This is a genomic window from Streptomyces sp. NPDC004126, from assembly GCF_050275515.1.
Taxonomy (GTDB): Bacteria; Actinomycetota; Actinomycetes; order Streptomycetales; family Streptomycetaceae; genus Streptomyces.
Genome location: NZ_JBNNPF010000004.1, coordinates 231,801 through 248,876, shown reverse-complemented (window position 1 = coordinate 248,876; position 17,076 = coordinate 231,801). Strand labels below are relative to the sequence as shown.

General features: G+C 71.5%; 17 protein-coding genes and 3 tRNA genes. 11 read left to right on the top strand and 9 right to left on the bottom strand.

Annotated elements, in window-relative coordinates:
* Positions 1 to 122 precede the first annotated feature (122 nt).
* Positions 123 to 383 carry a DUF3073 domain-containing protein gene (locus ACQKM2_RS06505; RefSeq protein WP_427707163.1) on the top strand — a complete coding sequence of 87 codons (261 nt, stop codon included), beginning with the start codon at positions 123 to 125 and terminating at the stop codon, positions 381 to 383.
* Positions 384 to 492: 109 nt separating this feature from the next.
* On the opposite strand, the gene purM is transcribed toward ACQKM2_RS06505, so the two are convergent.
* Positions 493 to 1,563, bottom strand: coding sequence for a phosphoribosylformylglycinamidine cyclo-ligase (gene purM / locus ACQKM2_RS06500; protein ID WP_362456326.1), 1,071 nt, complete (start codon positions 1,561 to 1,563; stop codon positions 493 to 495).
* Positions 1,564 to 1,681: 118 nt separating this feature from the next.
* Positions 1,682 to 3,199: an amidophosphoribosyltransferase gene (gene purF / locus ACQKM2_RS06495; protein ID WP_389612959.1), complete on the bottom strand. Its 1,518-nt coding sequence runs from the start codon at positions 3,197 to 3,199 to the stop codon at positions 1,682 to 1,684.
* 147 nt (positions 3,200 to 3,346) lie between these two features.
* On the opposite strand from purF, the gene ACQKM2_RS06490 reads away from it, so the two are divergent.
* Together ACQKM2_RS06490 and ACQKM2_RS06485 are read left to right on the top strand one after the other, a co-directional pair.
* Positions 3,347 to 3,442 (top strand): putative leader peptide, encoded by a 96-nt coding sequence (locus tag ACQKM2_RS06490; protein ID WP_350325720.1) that lies wholly within the window; start codon positions 3,347 to 3,349, stop codon positions 3,440 to 3,442.
* Positions 3,443 to 3,557: 115 nt separating this feature from the next.
* Complete coding sequence (locus ACQKM2_RS06485) at positions 3,558 to 4,982, top strand: sulfatase-like hydrolase/transferase (RefSeq protein ID WP_427707162.1); 1,425 nt, start codon at positions 3,558 to 3,560, stop codon at positions 4,980 to 4,982.
* Between the two features lie 5 nt (positions 4,983 to 4,987).
* Here ACQKM2_RS06485 and ACQKM2_RS06480 read toward each other — a convergent pair whose 3' ends face one another.
* The 5 genes from ACQKM2_RS06480 to purS form a co-directional block, all read right to left on the bottom strand.
* Positions 4,988 to 5,467, bottom strand: a complete 480-nt coding sequence (locus tag ACQKM2_RS06480) for an META domain-containing protein (RefSeq protein ID WP_427707161.1) — start codon at positions 5,465 to 5,467, stop codon at positions 4,988 to 4,990.
* A 41-nt stretch (positions 5,468 to 5,508) separates the two neighbouring features.
* Positions 5,509 to 6,300, bottom strand: coding sequence for a sterol carrier family protein (locus ACQKM2_RS06475; protein WP_427707160.1), 792 nt, complete (start codon positions 6,298 to 6,300; stop codon positions 5,509 to 5,511).
* Positions 6,301 to 6,430: 130 nt separating this feature from the next.
* Positions 6,431 to 8,680 carry a phosphoribosylformylglycinamidine synthase subunit PurL gene (gene purL, locus ACQKM2_RS06470; protein ID WP_427707159.1) on the bottom strand — a complete coding sequence of 750 codons (2,250 nt, stop codon included), beginning with the start codon at positions 8,678 to 8,680 and terminating at the stop codon, positions 6,431 to 6,433.
* Complete coding sequence (purQ, locus tag ACQKM2_RS06465; RefSeq protein WP_125594811.1) at positions 8,677 to 9,357, bottom strand: phosphoribosylformylglycinamidine synthase subunit PurQ; 681 nt, start codon at positions 9,355 to 9,357, stop codon at positions 8,677 to 8,679. Before purQ ends, purL begins: the two co-directional genes overlap by 4 nt.
* A 2-nt stretch (positions 9,358 to 9,359) precedes the next feature.
* Complete coding sequence (gene purS, locus ACQKM2_RS06460; RefSeq protein WP_042801325.1) at positions 9,360 to 9,605, bottom strand: phosphoribosylformylglycinamidine synthase subunit PurS; 246 nt, start codon at positions 9,603 to 9,605, stop codon at positions 9,360 to 9,362.
* 327 nt (positions 9,606 to 9,932) lie between these two features.
* Between purS and ACQKM2_RS06455 the strand changes: the two genes are divergently transcribed.
* From ACQKM2_RS06455 to ACQKM2_RS06420, 8 genes are all read left to right on the top strand, one after another.
* On the top strand, positions 9,933 to 10,250 hold the full coding sequence (locus tag ACQKM2_RS06455) for a histone-like nucleoid-structuring protein Lsr2 (protein ID WP_125819353.1): 318 nt from the start codon (positions 9,933 to 9,935) through the stop codon (positions 10,248 to 10,250).
* Positions 10,251 to 10,393: 143 nt separating this feature from the next.
* Positions 10,394 to 10,465 (top strand) — tRNA-Gly (locus ACQKM2_RS06450).
* A gap of 78 nt (positions 10,466 to 10,543) precedes the next feature.
* Positions 10,544 to 10,616: transfer RNA gene (locus ACQKM2_RS06445), tRNA-Gly, on the top strand.
* 158 nt (positions 10,617 to 10,774) lie between these two features.
* Positions 10,775 to 11,731: an ABC transporter ATP-binding protein gene (locus ACQKM2_RS06440; protein ID WP_427707158.1), complete on the top strand. Its 957-nt coding sequence runs from the start codon at positions 10,775 to 10,777 to the stop codon at positions 11,729 to 11,731.
* Positions 11,728 to 12,489, top strand: coding sequence for an ABC transporter permease (locus ACQKM2_RS06435; protein ID WP_427707157.1), 762 nt, complete (start codon positions 11,728 to 11,730; stop codon positions 12,487 to 12,489). Before ACQKM2_RS06440 ends, ACQKM2_RS06435 begins: the two co-directional genes overlap by 4 nt.
* A 28-nt stretch (positions 12,490 to 12,517) precedes the next feature.
* A complete protein-coding gene (locus ACQKM2_RS06430; RefSeq protein ID WP_427707156.1) occupies positions 12,518 to 13,768 on the top strand; it encodes a sensor histidine kinase in 1,251 nt (416 codons plus the stop codon).
* Positions 13,765 to 14,376, top strand: a complete 612-nt coding sequence (locus tag ACQKM2_RS06425) for a response regulator transcription factor (protein WP_007265383.1) — start codon at positions 13,765 to 13,767, stop codon at positions 14,374 to 14,376. The genes ACQKM2_RS06430 and ACQKM2_RS06425 overlap by 4 nt, the downstream gene beginning before the upstream one ends.
* A gap of 24 nt (positions 14,377 to 14,400) precedes the next feature.
* Positions 14,401 to 14,473, top strand: a tRNA-Gly gene (locus ACQKM2_RS06420).
* 43 nt (positions 14,474 to 14,516) lie between these two features.
* On the opposite strand, the gene ACQKM2_RS06415 is transcribed toward ACQKM2_RS06420, so the two are convergent.
* Complete coding sequence (locus ACQKM2_RS06415) at positions 14,517 to 15,419, bottom strand: phosphoribosylaminoimidazolesuccinocarboxamide synthase (protein ID WP_427707155.1); 903 nt, start codon at positions 15,417 to 15,419, stop codon at positions 14,517 to 14,519.
* Between the two features lie 77 nt (positions 15,420 to 15,496).
* Positions 15,497 to 17,002: a N,N-dimethylformamidase beta subunit family domain-containing protein gene (locus tag ACQKM2_RS06410; protein WP_427707154.1), complete on the bottom strand. Its 1,506-nt coding sequence runs from the start codon at positions 17,000 to 17,002 to the stop codon at positions 15,497 to 15,499.
* Positions 17,003 to 17,076: the final 74 nt, after the last annotated feature.

The following is a 17,076-nucleotide window of genomic DNA, read 5'->3' as shown; positions in this document are numbered from 1 at the left end:
GGCCGCGGAAGCAGGTACCGTTAAACCCCTACGGACGGTCTCTCCACGGAGAGCCCGATCCGAACCATGAACGCGTGTCAGACTCTGGGGCCGTCGAGCCCCGTCACCGAGGGGGTCGAGCCATGGGGCGCGGCCGGGCCAAGGCCAAGCAGACAAAGGTCGCCCGCCAGCTGAAGTACAACAGCGGCGGGACTGACCTCTCGCGTCTGGCCAATGAGCTGGGCGCATCGCCGACAGAGCCGCTGCCTATCAGCGCGCCGGTCGAAGTCGATGACGATCAGGACGACGACGACCCGTACGCGAAGTACGCGGATCTGTACGACGATGACGACGAGGACGAGGACGAGCAGTCCGGTCCCTCGGCGCACCGTCGCGGGGCTTGACGCACCGATCCTCTGTTCACGGCGTGCGGACCCGCAGGCTGACTGAACTTGTTCCACTTGTGCCGAAACCCGGTCCAGGGCATTGCCCCGGACCGGGTTTCAGTGCTGCTCAGACCGCGTAGCTCCCGGTCAGGGTCGCGCCTTCGGCGTGGTCGCCCCGGTCGAGGATCTCCCCGGCGACCCAGGCCTCGACGCCCCGGTCGGCGAGGGTGGTCAGGGCCACGTCCACCGACTCCTGCGGGACCACGGCCATCATGCCGACGCCCATGTTCAGGGTCTTCTCCAGCTCCAGCTGCTCGACGCTGCCGGCCTTGCCGACCAGGTCGAAGATCGCGCCGGGCGCCCAGGTGGAGCGGTCGACGGTGGCGTGCAGGTGGTCCGGGATGACCCGGGCCAGGTTCGCCGCGAGGCCGCCTCCCGTGATGTGCGAGTACGCGTGGACCTCGGCCGTCCGGGTGAGGGCCAGGCAGTCCAGCGAGTAGATCTTGGTCGGCTCCAGCAGCTCCTCGCCGAGGGTGCGGCCGAGCTCGTCGACGTGCTGGTCCAGGGACATCCCGGCCCGGTCGAAGAGGACGTGCCGGACGAGCGAGTACCCGTTCGAGTGAAGGCCGGACGAAGCCATCGCGATGACGGCGTCCCCCGTACGGATGCGATCGGCGCCGAGGAGCCGGTCGTACTCGACCACGCCGGTGCCGGCGCCCGCGACGTCGAAGTCGTCCGGTCCGAGCAGGCCCGGGTGCTCGGCGGTCTCGCCGCCGACGAGGGCGCAGCCGGCGAGGACGCAGCCTTCGGCGATGCCCTTGACGATGGCGGCGACACGCTCGGGGTGCACCTTGCCGACGCAGATGTAGTCCGTCATGAAGAGCGGCTCGGCACCGCAGACGACGATGTCGTCCATGACCATGGCGACCAGGTCGTGCCCGATGGTGTCGTACACGCCCAGCTGGCGGGCGATGTCGACCTTGGTGCCCACGCCGTCGGTGGCCGAGGCCAGCAGGGGGCGCTCGTAGCGCTTGAGGGCGGAGGCGTCGAAGAGGCCGGCGAATCCGCCGAGGCCGCCGAGGACCTCGGGGCGCTGCGTCTTCTTCACCCACTCCTTCATCAGCTCGACGGCGCGGTCGCCCGCTTCGATGTCGACGCCGGCGGCTGCGTAGCTGGCACCGGTGGTCTTCTCTGTCATGACAGGCGAGAGCTTTCGTGTCGTTGCTGCGTGTGGTGCCGGGCCCCGGGAGAAGCCTCAAAGACAGGGCTCGGCGCAGGTGGAGCCGGGCCGGCCCGGGGAGGGCCGGCCCACGGGCCTACGGGCGGCGGAGCGCGTCGGCGGCGTCGGTGCCGCCCGCGAGCTCGTTCTCCAGGAGCTGCTTGCCCAGGAGCTGCGGGTCGGGCAGCTCCATGGGGTACTCGCCGTCGAAGCAGGCGCGGCAGAGGTTGGGCTTCTGGATGGTGGTCGCCTCGATCATCGAGTCGAGCGAGATGTACGAGAGCGAGTCCGCGCCGAGCGACGTGGCGATCTCGTCGACCGTCATGCCGTTGGCGATCAGCTCGGCCCGGGTGGCGAAGTCGATGCCGAAGAAGCACGGCCACTTCACCGGCGGGGAGGAGATCCGGATGTGGACCTCGGCCGCACCGGCCTCGCGGAGCATCTTCACGAGGGCGCGCTGGGTGTTGCCGCGGACGATCGAGTCGTCGACGACGACGAGGCGCTTGCCCCGGATGACTTCCTTGAGCGGGTTGAGCTTGAGGCGGATGCCGAGCTGGCGGATCGTCTGCGAGGGCTGGATGAAGGTCCGGCCGACGTAGGCGTTCTTGACCAGGCCGGAGCCGTACGGGATCCCGCTGGCCTCGGCGTAGCCGACGGCGGCGGGCGTGCCGGACTCCGGCGTCGCTATCACCAGGTCGGCCTCGACCGGGGCCTCCTTGGCGAGGCGCCGGCCCATCTCGACGCGCGAGAGGTAGACGTTGCGGCCGGCGATGTCGGTGTCCGGGCGCGCCAGGTAGACGTACTCGAACACACAGCCCTTGGGCTTCGCTTCTGCGAAGCGCGAGGTGCGCAGGCCGTTCTCGTCGATCGCGATGAGCTCGCCCGGCTCGACCTCGCGGACGAAGCTGGCGCCGCAGATGTCGAGGGCGGCGGTCTCGCTCGCGACCACCCAGCCGCGCTCCAGGCGGCCGAGGACCAGCGGGCGGATGCCCTGCGGGTCACGGGCGGTGTAGAGGGTTCCCTCGTCCATGAAGACCAGGGAGAAGGCGCCCTTGACCTGGGGGAGGACCTTGGCGGCCGACTCCTCGATGGTCAGGGGCTTGCCGTCGTCGTCGGTCTGTCCGGCGAGGAGGGCGGTGACCAGGTCGGTGTCGTTGGTGGCGGCCACCTGCGTGGCGCGGCCGTCCTGACGGGGGAGGTCGGCGACCATCTCGGCGAGCTCGGCGGTGTTCACCAGGTTGCCGTTGTGACCCAGGGCGATCGAGCCGTGGGCGGTCGCCCTGAAGGTGGGCTGAGCGTTCTCCCAGACGGAGGCTCCGGTGGTCGAGTAGCGGGCGTGACCGACCGCGATATGACCTTGGAGGGATCCGAGGGAGGTTTCGTCGAAGACCTGGGAAACGAGGCCCATGTCCTTGAAGACGAGGATCTGGGAACCGTTGCTCACAGCGATTCCCGCGGACTCTTGTCCGCGGTGCTGCAGTGCATACAGTCCGAAGTAGGTGAGCTTGGCGACCTCTTCACCCGGAGCCCAGACACCGAAGACGCCGCAAGCGTCCTGGGGGCCCTTCTCACCGGGGAGCAGGTCGTGGTTGAGTCGTCCATCACCACGAGGCACGCCACCGAGTGTAGGCGAGATCGACCACTGGTCCGAATTGGGGACGGCCGGGAAATCTCACAGCACAGAGGGTGACGGGGCGGCCCCGTCTCGTATTCCGATCACTTTGTTGACAGCTACGAGGGAATTCGTACAGGCTCTCGCACCATGCAGCCTCTCGGTGACCGTTCCGTCACCCTCGTCGAGCGCCGCCACGTAGACCTGGTCCGTGTCGCGAGCGCCATCTGTCGCTGTTCTGCGTAGTCACAACTCTTTCTGATTCTTCCTGATTTCGCTCGCCCAGCCCCGCCCTGCCGTGCCGCGCGCCGTCCCGCGCCCGCCCGGGGCAGGGGCGGCCGGGCCGCGCCTTGGAGTTCCCGTGTCTTCGTACAACAGCAAGCTGTCCCGCCGCGCCTTCGGAGGTGCCGTCGGAGCGACCGCGGCCACCGCCGCCGTGGGGCTCGGCGCCGCTCCGGCGCAGGCCGCCGACGCCCGTGAGGCGGGCCCGGAGGAGCGCGAGTTCCGGGCCGCGCGGGGCCGGCAGTCCCGCCGCCCGAACATCCTGTTCATCCTCGGGGACGACCTCGGCTGGGCCGACCTCTCCTCGTACGGCTCCCCGCACATCAAGACCCCGAACCTGGACCGCCTCGCCCGCCAGGGGGTCCGCTTCACCGACGCCTACTCCGGCTCCGCGACCTGCTCCCCGACCCGGTTCAGCCTGTACACCGGGCGCTACCCGGCCCGTACCAAGGGCGGTCTGGCGGAGCCCATCGCCGACAAGTCGGCGGGCCTGGACCCGACGCACCCGACGCTGGCCTCGCTGCTGAAGGAGGCCGGCTACGCCACCGCGCTGATCGGCAAGTGGCACGCCGGCTACCTGCCCGACTACAGCCCGACGAAGTCCGGCTGGGACACCTTCTTCGGGAACTTCGGCGGGGCCCTGGAGTACTACTCCAAGCTGGGCCTGGGCGGCGAGTACGACCTCTACGAGGGCGACGCCGAGTACAAGGACCTGCGCTACTACACGCGGATCATCACGGAGCGGGCGAGCGAGTACGTCTCGCGCGACCACGGCGGAAAGCCGTGGCTGCTGAACCTGAACTTCACCACCCCGCACTGGCCGTGGATCGCCGACGGGGACACCGCCGAGAGCGCCGAGATCGTCCGTCGGATCAAGGCGGGCGACGCGCGGGCGCTGTGGCACCAGGACGGCGGTTCGGTCGAGAAGTACAAGCAGATGGTCGAGGACCTCGACCGGTCGGTCGGCGAGGTGCTGAAGGCGCTGAAGCGCTCCGGCCAGGAGGAGAACACCCTGGTCGTCTTCTCCAGCGACAACGGCGGCGAGCGCTTCTCCTACAACTGGCCGCTGTCCGGCAACAAGGCCTCGCTCCAGGAGGGCGGGATCCGGGTGCCGAACATCCTCCGGTGGCCCGCCCGGCTGGACGGCGGCCAGGTCAGCCGGGTGCCCGTGTTCAGCCCCGACTGGACCGCGACCCTGCTGGAGGTGGCCGGCACCCGGCCGCACCGGGCGTACCCGCTCGACGGGGTGAGCCTGGCCGGGTACCTGCTGCGCGGCGAGAAGCCCGCCGAGCGGGACCTGTTCTGGCGGGTGCGCGGCGAGCGGGCGCTGCGCCGGGGCGACTGGAAGTACTACCGCGGCAAGGCGGGGCGCGACCAGCTGTTCAACCTGGCCGGTGACCTGCGGGAGCAGGCCGACAAGGCGGCCGTCGAGCCGGCCAGGCTGGCGGAGCTGCGGGGGGCGTGGGAGGCGGTCGACAAGGGCCTGCTGCCCTACCCGGCCTGACCCCCTCACTCCGCGGCGGAAGCGGCCTCGGCGGTGGCGGTGCTGCCGTCGGGGGCGGTGAGGGTGAGGGTCCGGCCCTGGACCTTCCAGGTCAGGGGCCCGGCGCCGAAGAGGGTGGTCAGGGCCCGCTCCACCTCCCCGGCCGCGCCCTCGCACGCCATCCGGGTGCTGGTCACCGGGCCGAAGGTCACGGTGGCGCCGTCGACGGTGACGGGGGCGCTGAAGCGGTTGCAGCCGAGGGTGCCGCCCGCCTCGCCCCCGGGGGTGAGGGTGAAGCGGGCCTCCCGGTCGCCGGGGGCGGCGGTCCCGGCGACGGAGCGCACGGTCCAGGAGGTCACGGTGAGCGGGGCGTCCGGGACGGGCGGCGTGGCGGTGCTCTGCGCGGTCGGGGCGGCGTCGGCGCCGTCCTGCCCGTCCGCGCTGCACGCGGTCAGGGCCAGTACGAGGGCCAGGGCGCCGGTCGTGAGGAGCCTGAGGGTACGCATGCCCCTGGGACGGCAGCGGTGCCCGGCCGGTTCCGTCCCGCTCAGCTCATCAGGGGCAGCAGCCCGGACAGGTCGGCGCGCTCGCCGCTGGCGCTGATCCGGGCGGCGTCCAGTTCCGCGGCCCAGCCGGTACGGCCCGTCGCGAGCCGGATCCAGGTCAGCGGGTCGGTCTCCACCACGTTCGGCGGGGTGCCGCGGGTGTGGCGGGGGCCCTCGACGCACTGGACCACCGCGAAGGGCGGCACCCGCACCTCGACGGAACCGCCGGGGGCCTTGAGCGCGAGGGCGTCGGCGAGGAGGCGCGTACAGGCCGCGAGGGCCTGCCGGTCGACGGGGACGGCGAGGCCGGCGGCACGGTTCAGGTCGTCGGTGTGGACCACCAGCTCGACGGTGCGGGTGACCAGGAAGTCGGCCAGGGTCATGTCCCCGATCCACAGGTCCAGCACCCGGCTGCCCGGGTTGGCCTCCAGCGCCGCGGCGAGGCGGGCGCCGGCCTGCTCGTACAGCTCGGGGAGCGGGGCGCCGGTCAGGGTCTCCCGGGCGGCCTCGGAGATCTTCCCGGCGAGGGAGGCGGTGGCGAAGGGCCACTCGACGGCGGTCAGCTCGGCGACGGCGGCGGGCGGCCGGGCGAGCCCGCCGGCCAGCGAGTCGGCGATCCACGCGACGTGCGCGGCCAGCTCGGCCACGCTCCACTCCCCGAGCCCGCTGGGCCGCGCGAGCTGCTCCGGGGTCAACTCCCCGACGGCCCGGGCCACATGTCCGAACTGGGCGGTGACCGCGGCGCGGATCTTCGCCTGGTCGTAGGTGCGCGGCTTCTTCTTGGCGGGCGGCATGGCCCGACCCTACTCGGGGAGCCGGGGGGCGGGCCGGTGCGGCCGTCCGGGATGCGGGCCGCGCTGACTGCCGACGGCCCCCGCCCGGAAGGTTCCGGGCGGGGGCCGTCGGCACAGGGCGCCGGGACGATCAGGCCAGCAGGCCCGGGATCGTCGCCTCGTGGGCCTCGCGGAGCTCGGCCAGGGGGAGGGTGAACTCGCCCTGGACCTCGATCGCGTCGCCGTCGACCACGCCGAAGCGGGCGGCCGGCAGGCCCCGCGCACCGCACATGTCGGTGAAGCGGAGCTCCTCGCTGCGCGGGACGGCCACGATGGCGCGGCCCGCGGACTCGGAGAACAGGAAGGTGAACGCGTCCAGGCCCTCCGGGACGACCACGCGCGCACCGTTGCCGCCCTTGAGGCAGGACTCGGTGAGCGCCTGGACGACGCCGCCGTCCGACAGGTCGTGCGCGGCGTCGATCATGCCGTCGCGCGAGGCGGAGATCAGGATCTCGGCGAGCAGCTTCTCGCGGCCCAGGTCCACCTTGGGCGGCAGGCCGCCGAGGTGGTCGTGGACGACCTGGGACCAGGCCGAGCCGCCGAACTCCTCGGCCGTGTCGCCCAGCAGGTAGAGCAGCTGGCCGGCCTCCGCGAACGCCATCGGCGTACGGCGGTTGACGTCGTCGATGACGCCGAGGACCGCGACGACCGGGGTCGGGTGGATCGCGACGTCGCCCGTCTGGTTGTAGAGGGAGACGTTGCCGCCGGTCACCGGGGTGCCCAGCTCCAGGCAGCCGTCCGCGAGACCGCGGCAGGCCTCCGCGAACTGCCACATGACGTCCGGGTCCTCGGGGGAGCCGAAGTTCAGGCAGTCGGAGATCGCGAGCGGCTTGGCGCCGGTCGCGGCCACGTTGCGGTAGGACTCCGCCAGCGCCAGCTGCGCGCCCGTGTACGGGTCGAGCTTGGCGTAGCGGCCGTTGCCGTCGGTGGCCATCGCGACGCCGAGGTTGGACTCCTCGTCGATGCGGATCATGCCCGCGTCCTCGGGCTGCGACAGCACGGTGTTGCCCTGCACGAAGCGGTCGTACTGGTCGGTGACCCAGGACTTGGAGGCCTGGTTCGGGGAGGAGACCAGGGCCAGGACCTGCGCGCGGAGCTCCTCGGAGGTCCCCGGGCGGGGCAGCTTGGCCGCGTCGTCGGCCTGGAGGGCGTCCTGCCAGGAGGGACGGGCGTACGGGCGGTTGTAGACCGGGCCCTCGTGGGCGACGGTGCCCGGGGGCACGTCCACGATCTGCTCGCCGTGCCAGAAGATCTCCAGGCGCTCGCCGTCGGTCACCTCACCGATGACGGTGGCGATGACGTCCCACTTCTCGCAGATCTCCATGAAGCGGTCGACGTGCTGCGGCTCGACGATCGCGCACATGCGCTCCTGCGACTCGCTCATGAGGATCTCCTCGGGCGAGAGCGTCGCGTCGCGCAGCGGCACGGTGTCCAGCTCGACGCGCATGCCGCCGGAGCCGGCGGAGGCCAGCTCGGAGGTGGCGCAGGAGAGCCCGGCGCCGCCGAGGTCCTGGATGCCGGCGACCAGCTTCTCCTTGAAGATCTCCAGGGTGCACTCGATGAGGAGCTTCTCCTGGAAGGGGTCGCCGACCTGCACCGCGGGGCGCTTGGTGGGCTTGGTGTCGTCGAAGGTCTCGGACGCGAGGACCGAGACGCCGCCGATGCCGTCGCCGCCCGTGCGGGCGCCGTAGAGGATGACCTTGTTGCCGGGGCCGGAGGCCTTGGCGAGGTGGATGTCCTCGTGCTTCATCACGCCGATGCAGCCGGCGTTGACCAGCGGGTTGCCCTGGTAGCACTCGTCGAAGACGACCTCGCCGCCGATGTTCGGCAGGCCCAGGCAGTTGCCGTAGCCGCCGATGCCGGCGACGACGCCCGGCAGGACGCGCTTGGTGTCGGGGTGGTCGGCCGCGCCGAAGCGCAGCGGGTCCACGACCGCGACCGGGCGGGCGCCCATGGCCAGGATGTCGCGGACGATGCCGCCGATGCCGGTGGCCGCGCCCTGGTAGGGCTCGATGTACGAGGGGTGGTTGTGCGACTCGACCTTGAAGGTGACCGCGTAGCCCTGGCCGACGTCGACGACGCCGGCGTTCTCGCCGATGCCGACGAGCATGGCGTCGTTCTCGGGGACCTTCTCGCCGAACTGGCGCAGGTGGACCTTGCTGCTCTTGTACGAGCAGTGCTCGGACCACATGACCGAGTACATGGCCAGCTCGGCGCCGGTGGGACGGCGGCCGAGGATCTCGCGGATCCGGGCGTACTCGTCCTCCTTGAGGCCGAGTTCCTTCCAGGGCTGGGAGGCGTCCGGGGTCTCGGTGGCGTTCTTTACGGTGTCGAGGCTCATGCGCTGACCAGCTTCTTCAGGACCGACGTGAAGAACGGGAGGCCGTCGGTGCGGCCGGTCCCGATCAGCGGCTCGACCGCGTGCTCGGGGTGCGGCATGAGGCCGACGACGTTGCCCGCGGCGTTGGTGATGCCGGCGATGTCGCGCAGCGAGCCGTTGGGGTTCACGTCGAGGTACCGGAAGGCCACTCGGCCTTCGGCCTCCAGTTCGTCGAGCGTGCGCTCGTCGGCGACGTACCGGCCGTCCATGTTCTTGAGCGGCACGGAGATCTCCTGGCCGGCGGTGTAGTCGCCGGTCCACGCGGTGTCCGCGTTCTCCACCCGCAGCTTCTGGTCGCGGCAGATGAAGTGGAGGTGGTTGTTGCGGAGCATCGCCCCCGGCAGCAGGTGGGCCTCGGTGAGGACCTGGAAGCCGTTGCAGATGCCGAGGACGGGCATGCCGGCCTTGGCCTGCTCGATGATGGTCTCCATCACCGGCGAGAACCGGGAGATGGCTCCGGCGCGCAGGTAGTCCCCGTAGGAGAAGCCGCCCGCGAGGACGACCGCGTCGACCTGGTGCAGGTCCTTGTCGCGGTGCCAGAGCGAGACGGGCTCGGCCCCCGCGAGGCGGACGGCGCGCAGCGAGTCACGGTCGTCGAGCGTTCCGGGGAACGTGACGACTCCGATGCGTGTGGTCACCGTCAGGCCTCGACCTTCACGGTGAAGTCTTCGATGACGGTGTTGGCGAGGAACGTTTCGGCCATCTTGTGGATGCGGTCGAGGGCGGCCTGGTCGACCGGTCCCTCCACCTCCAGTTCGAAACGCTTCCCCTGGCGGACGTCGGCGATCCCGTCGAAGCCCAGGCGCGGCAGTGCACGCTGCACCGCCTGGCCCTGGGGGTCGAGGATCTCCGGCTTGAGCATGACGTCGACTACGACGCGTGCCACTGGCACTCCCGATGAGGTGGTTGGTGCGAAGGCGGTTCCCTCAGCGTACCCGTCCGAAATTTCTACGCGGGTAGATATCTCCCGGCTCCGAACCCGCCGCCGTTTCGGCTTCACCAACGCTTCGCAAAATCCACCGGAAAACCACGCCCTCGGGATTGCGACGGGACACGCGGGGATAATTAACTGGGCTTCGCAATTCAATGGGAATCGCGGTACAAAGGAAACAGCCGGGATTCCAACGGTTTGACGTATTCCACCGAAACATCCACACAGGCGACATCACCGCACGTCAGCGGGCGGCGACGGCGCACGAAGGGACCGATATCCGTGGCGCAGCGCGTAGTAGTCACGATCTCCGACGACATCGATGGCGGAGAAGCGGCGGAAACGGTCACGTTCGCCCTGGACGGTAAGTCGTACGAGATCGACCTCAATGCGGCCAACGCAAAGAAACTGCGGAAGAGCCTGGCCCCCTTCGTGGCCGCCGGCCGCCGCCGGTCGCGCTCCGGGAAGACGTTCAAGACGACGTCGATCGCACCCGACCCGGCGGTCGTGCGGGCCTGGGCGCGCTCGCACGGGCACGACGTGCCGCCGCGGGGCCGCATCCCCAAGACCGTCTACAGCGCGTACGAAGCCGCCCACTGACGGGCCGGTGGCCGCCCGGTGACCATCGGGCGGCCGTCCGCCCGGTGGTCCGCCGACCCGGATTTGCCATGCACCCCCTCCGATCGGCTAGTGTGTGGATCACGCCGAGGGGCCAGGCCGAAAGGCAAGAACCCCGAAGTCGTGCGGGTGTAGTTCAGTAGCAGAACACCCCCCTTCCAGGGGGGAGGCGCAGTGTGCAATCCCTGTCACCCGCTCTGCACCGCTTTACCGGCCACGGTTGTGGATCAGGTAGAGTAGTGCTCGCATCGCAACGACCTCGGTCGTAGCAGCATGCGGACGTAGCTCAGTTGGTAGAGCACCACCTTGCCAAGGTGGATGTCGCGCGTTCGAGTCGCGTCGTCCGCTCAGTGAACGAAGGCCCCGATCGGATTCCGATCGGGGCCTTCGTCATTTCCTCCGCCTCTTTCGCCTTTGTGACGCGGCCCACATCCGATGACAAATGTCATCGCGGGCGGTGACAGCACGCACTGCTCCGCCCGCCGGGCCGCCGCGAGGCTTGAGCCATGACCACCGACACAGTGATCCAGGCAGAGGAACTGCGCCGCGGCTACGCCGGGGGCTTCGAAGCCGTGCGGGGCGTCACCTTCTCCGTGGCGCGCGGCGAGGTCTTCGCCCTGCTCGGCACCAACGGCGCCGGCAAGACCTCCACGGTCGAGCTGCTGGAAGGGCTCGCCGCCCCGACCGGCGGCCGGGTCCGCGTCTTCGGCCTCGACCCCCACACCCGGCGCGCCGAGGTCCGCCCGCGGACCGGGGTCATGCTCCAGGAGGGCGGCTTCCCCTCGGACCTGTCGGTGACCGAGACCGTCCGCATGTGGAGCGGGGTCACCACCGGTGCCCGCCCCGCGGCGGAGGTCCTGGAGCTGGTCGGACTGGCCGCGCGGGCGTCCGTACGCGTCAAGCAGCTGTCCGGCGGCGAGCGGCGGCGGCTCGACCTCGCGCTCGCCCTGCTGGGCCGGCCCGAGGTGCTCTTCCTCGACGAGCCGACCACCGGAATGGACCCCGAGGGCCGCCAGGACACCTGGGCCCTCGTACGGGAACTGCGCGCGCAGGGCACCACGGTGCTGCTGACCACGCACTACCTGGAGGAGGCCGAGCAGCTCGCCGACCGCCTCGCGATCCTGCACGAGGGGGAACTGGTCCTGTCCGGCACCCCCGACGAGGTGACGGCCACCCAGCCGTCCCGGATCCGCTTCACCCTGCCCGCCGGCGTCACGGCCGCCCGGATCCCGCTGGAGCTGCGCGCGGCGGCCGACGGGCAGCGGGTCGAGATCCGCACCGACCGGCTCCAGCACGACCTGGGCGCGCTCCTGCGCTGGGCCGACGCGGCCGGGGTGGCACTGGCCGGGCTCGACGCCCGCCACGCCTCCCTGGAGGAGGCCTTCCTGGAGATCGCCCGGAACCGGCGCCACGCGGGCACCGGCGCTCTTGCCCACGACGACACGATGGCGGGGACCCGATGAACACCATGACCCTGAACGCCGGCCGGATCGCGGCACTCGGCCGCTCCGAGCTGACCCTGCTGCTGCGCAACCGGGCCGCGCTGAGCGTGGCCGTGCTGGTGCCCGCCCTGATGGTGTTCGTCCTGCGCTCCTCCGTCAGCGGGGACACCGCTGCCGCCGTCGCCGAGGCCACCCTCACCGGCGGCATCGGGATGGTGCTGCTGCTCGTCGTCTACATGAACCTGGTCTCCGCGTACGTCGCCCGCCGCGAGGAACTCGTACTGAAGCGGCTGCGCACCGGCGAGGCCGGCGACCTGGAGATCCTCGCCGGGAGCGCGCTGCCCGCCACCGCCATCGCGCTCGCGCAGATCACCGTGCTCACCGTGGCCGGCGGCGCGGTGCTGGACGCGCCGATGCCCGACAACCCGGCGCTGGTCGTGGCCGGCGTGCTCGCCGCGATGCCGCTGCTCGCCGGACTGGCCGCGCTCACCAGCGCGTTCACCCGCAACGTGGAGACCGCGGGACTGACCACGCTGCCGCTGTTCCTGGCGACGATGATCGGCTCGGGCGTGTTCGCGCCGACGGACGCGATGCCCGACGTGGTGGCCTCCGTGTGCGAACTCCTGCCGCTCAGCGGGGTGATGACCCTCGTCCGGGCCGGGTGGAGCGGCGGGACGTCGGGGTACGACCTGCTGGGGGCCGCGCTCAACACGCTGGCCTGGATGATCGTCACGGTGTTTGCTGTCCAGCGGTGGTTCCGCTGGGAACCGCGGCGCTGACCAGAGCGAAGGACCGGGGGGACGGAACGTGTCGAAGCTGACCGGGTGGTGGAAGAAGCGCAGCAGCGCGGGGAAGATCGAGCTGTACACACGCTGGTCCTTCCACCTGTTCGTGCTCGTCGAGATCGTGTCCTTCGGGCTGGTCGCCCTCCTCGGCACCGTGAACGACGCCGAGAACGACACCCCGCGGTCGCTGGCCTTCGCCGGCTTCGGCCTGGTCGTCGCCCACTCGGTCCTCGTCGGCTTCCTCTCCTCCCGCGCCCTCGACGCCGTGTGCGGCCGCCGCGAACGCCCGGTCCGGCTCTCGGTGGTGACCACGGCCGCCACTGCCGCGGCCGTGCTGCTCTTCCTCTTCCTGCGCCGCTTCGGCAGCCTCGACGAATCCGTGGCCCCCGGCCTGGTGGTGGGGGTGACCTGCTTCGGCTGCGGGTCCCTCGTCCTCGCCATGGAGAAGGTCCAGCACATGAAGTACGTCCCCCTGGTCGCCGCGGTCGCCACCTCGGCGACCGTCGCCGCACTGGGCCTGCCGCTGAACGAGATCATCGGGTACTTCGTCGCCGTCCTGGTGGCGAGCGTCTTCCTCGCCTTCACCTGCGGGTTCTCCGGCTGGCTGCTGCGCACCGTCTACGAACTCGACCACGCCCGGGAAGTCCAGGCGCAGTTGGCGGTCGCCGAGGAGCGGCTGCGGTTCGGGCGGGACCTGCACGACGTGATGGGCCGCAACCTGGCGGTGATCGCCCTCAAGAGCGAGCTGGCGGTACAGCTGGCCCGGCGCGAACGCCCCGAGGCCGTGGACCAGATGATCGAGGTCCAGCGGATCGCGCGCGAGTCGCAGCGGGAGGTGCGCGACGTCGTGCGCGGCTACCGGGAGGCGGACCTCTCGGTGGAGCTGGAGGGCGCGCGCGGGGTGCTGAGCGCGGCCGGGATGGACTGCCGGGTCGAGTACGCGGCGGACGGGCGGCAGCTGCCGGGCGAGGTGCAGTCGGCCCTGGGCTGGGTGGTCCGGGAGGCGACGACGAACGTCCTGCGGCACGGGGACGCGCGCAGCTGCCTGATCCGGCTCACCGCCCCGGCGGACTCGGGCACGGTGACGCTGCTGGTGGAGAACGACGGGGTGCCCGAGACACCCGCCGGAATGCCCGGATCCGGGCTCGCCGGGCTGCGGGAGCGGCTCGCGGCCGTGGACGGGACCCTGCTGGCCGGGCCGGCCGACGGCGGCCGGTACCGGCTGCGGGCCGAGGTTCCCCTGGACACACGACGAGTGGAGGTGCGGGCGTGAGCCCCGTACGCGTACTTCTGGCCGACGACGAACACCTGATCCGGGGCGCGCTGGCCGCGCTGCTGGGCCTGGAGGACGACCTCGTCGTCGTGGCCGAGGCGGCCTCCGGGCCGGAGGCCCTCGCCATGGCGCGGGCGCACCGCCCGGACGTGGCGGTGCTGGACCTCCAGATGCCGGGCGCGGACGGTGTGAGCGTGGCCACATCGCTGCGGGCCGAACTGCCCGACTGCAAGACCATGATCGTGACCAGTCACGGGCGTCCCGGGCACCTGAAGCGGGCGCTCGCGGCGGGGGTGCGGGCCTTCGCGCCGAAGACGGTCTCGGCGCAGCGGCTGGCCGAGCTGATCCGCACCGTGCACGCCGGAGGGCGCTACGTGGACCCCGAGTTGGCGGCCGACGCGATCAGCGCGGGCGACTCACCGCTGACCGCGCGCGAGGCGGAGGTGCTGGAACTCGCGGCGGACGGGGCGCCGATCGCGGAGATCGCGGAGCGGGCCTCGCTGTCACAGGGGACCGTGCGCAACTACCTGTCCTCGGCGGCGACGAAGCTCGGCGCGGAGAACCGGCACACGGCAGTGCGTCTCGCACGGCAGCGGGGTTGGGTATAGTAGGTCTCGCGCTACGGCGCACAGGCGGACATAGCTCAGTTGGTAGAGCACCACCTTGCCAAGGTGGATGTCGCGCGTTCGAGTCGCGTTGTCCGCTCAGCTGGCGAAGGCCCCGATCACCGATCGGGGCCTTCGTCGTTTCAGCTCCAGGTCTGGCCGGTGAGGCGCTCGTAGGCCTCGACGTACTTGGCGCGGGTCTGCGCCACGACCTCCTGCGGGAGGGCCGGCGGCGGGAGCTCGCCCTTGGAGTCCCAGCCGGAGGCCGGGGAGGCCAGCCAGTCGCGGACGTACTGCTTGTCGAACGACGCCTGCGTGCGGCCCGGCTGCCACTGGTCGGCCGGCCAGAAGCGGGAGGAGTCCGGGGTGAGGACCTCGTCGGCGGCGACGAGCGTGCCGTCCTTGTCGAAGCCGAACTCGAACTTGGTGTCCGCCAGGATGATGCCGCGCTCGCGGGCGATGTCGCGGGCGCGCCCGTACACGGCGAGGGTGGTCTGGCGCAGCAGCGCCGCCGTCTCGGCGCCGGTGGTGCGGGCGACCTCCTCGTAGGAGACGTTCTCGTCGTGGTCGCCGACCTCGGCCTTGGCGGCCGGGGTGAAGATCGGGGCGGGCAGCTCGGAGCCGTCCACCAGGCCCTCGGGGAGGGCGAGTCCGCAGACCGTGCGGGACTGGACGTACTCCTTGAGGCCGGAGCCGGTGAGGTAGCCGCGGGCCACGCACTCGACGGGGACCATGTCGAGGCTCTTGCAGACCAGCGTGCGGCCCTCCCAGTCGGCGGGGGCGCCGGCGGGCAGGTCGGTGCCGATGACGTGGTTGGGGACCAGGTCGGCGAGCTGGTCGAACCACCAGAGGGAGAGCTGCGTCAGGATGCGGCCCTTCTCCGGGATCTCGGTGGGCAGCACCCAGTCGGCCGCGGAGATGCGGTCGCTGGCGACCATCACGAGGTTGCCGTCCTCGTCGCGGTAGAGGTCGCGGACCTTGCCGGTGTGGAGGTGGGCGAGGCCGGGCACCTGCACCGGCTCGGGCTTTTCGACGAATCCGGGCACGGGGTCTCCCTGTGGTTCTGTACGAGCGCGGGACCATTCTCCCGCACCCGTTCGCGAACGGGGACAACGGGTCCCGGTCAGTCCCGCTTGCAGATCCGGTCGAGGAGGTTGGCCGTCGCCCGCTGGACCCGCTCGTCCACGTGCCCGGGGCGGTCGAGCGCCGGGGACCAGGCGAAGGTGCCGGACGCGAAGACCAGGGCGCCGCTCGGGGCCCGGTACAGGGAGGTCTCCTGGTGGCGCTTGGCCCCCTCGCCGTCGAGGTACGGGGAGTGCGCGAGGAGGATGCGGTCCTGGTGCTCGGGGAGCTGGGTGCGCGGGAAGTAGCGGTCGGCCTCGCCGGCCACCAGCCCGTCGAGCTCGTCGTTCTCGGCGGCTCCGGTGGAGTCCCAGAGCCAGTGCGTGGCGTTGCGGACGATCAGCGGCGCGGGCTCGGGGACCCGCCCCGCGTACTGGATGCCGAGCAGCTGCTGTTCGGGGCGGTCGATCTCGCGCCAGAGGCTGGGGCGGCCGGGGCCGCGGCGTTTTCGGCAGGTCAGGAGCCGGTCCTCGACCCCGGACGGCGAGGGGGACAGCTCGACCTGCCAGTACATGGTGTTGGCGGAGAGGAAGACGAGGGAGGTGCCGTGGTCGCGGGCGCGCTCGACGGTGCGGCGCATGGGGACCGACCAGTACTCGTCGTGGCCGGGGAAGACCAGGCCCCGGTAGCGGGTCGGGTCGACGCGGCCGGAGTGCAGGTCGCGGGTGTCGGCGTAGGCGAGGTCGTAGCCGTAGCGCTCGGCCCAGCGGATGAAGTCGTAGGCGTGGCCCACGTGCAGGGGCAGGCCGGCGCCCGCGTAGGGGCGGTCGAAGGAGACGGTGATGGCGGCGTCGCGCTCGCCCAGCAGCCGGCCCTTCTCGTCCCAGGCGTGGTAGAGGCTGGCGCCCGTCCGGCCGTCCTCGGGGTAGAGGTTGTAGGCCTGCCAGGTGATGTCCGGGAGCAGCAGGAGGAGGTCGGCGGGGTGGTCGTCGCGGACCGTGAAGGGGATGTGGGAGCGGTAGCCGTCGGCCGTGGTGAGGACGGCCACGTAGGCGCCGATGCTCCAGTACGAGGGGACCTGGAGCCGCCAGGAGAGCCACCAGTGGTGGCAGGAGACGGTGCGGTCCGCGGTGAGCGGGGCCGGCTGGACGATGCCCGAGAGCCGGGGGCTGGTGGTGATCTTGGAGGCGCCGTCGCCGCCGTAGTGGCCGATCCGGTAGACGTCGACGGAGAACTGCTGGGGCGGGTCGACGGTGATGTGGAAGTCGATGGCCTCGCCGGGGGCGACGGCTCCGGTGGAGGCGAAGCCCTTGATCTGGCGGTGGACGTCGTCGGCGGTGCGGGGGCCGCCGCCCCGGGGGCCCTGGGCGGGGACGCCGGGATGCCGGCCCGGGCTCTGGCCCGGGGTGGCGACAGCGGGGTCCACGTACCAGGGGACGACCTGGCCGGTGTCGTCGAAGTACAGCTCGCTGCCCCGGAACCAGGGCAGGGGGCCCTGGCCGAAGGGGTCGGTCACCGCGTGCGCGAGCGCACCCGACTCCCAACGCCGGATCTGGTCCGCACCCATACCGCTCCCCTCCCTCGCTCCCCCGAACGCGTTTGCTCCAGTCAGGTGCGCGGGGGCTTTTCGGACACCTTTCC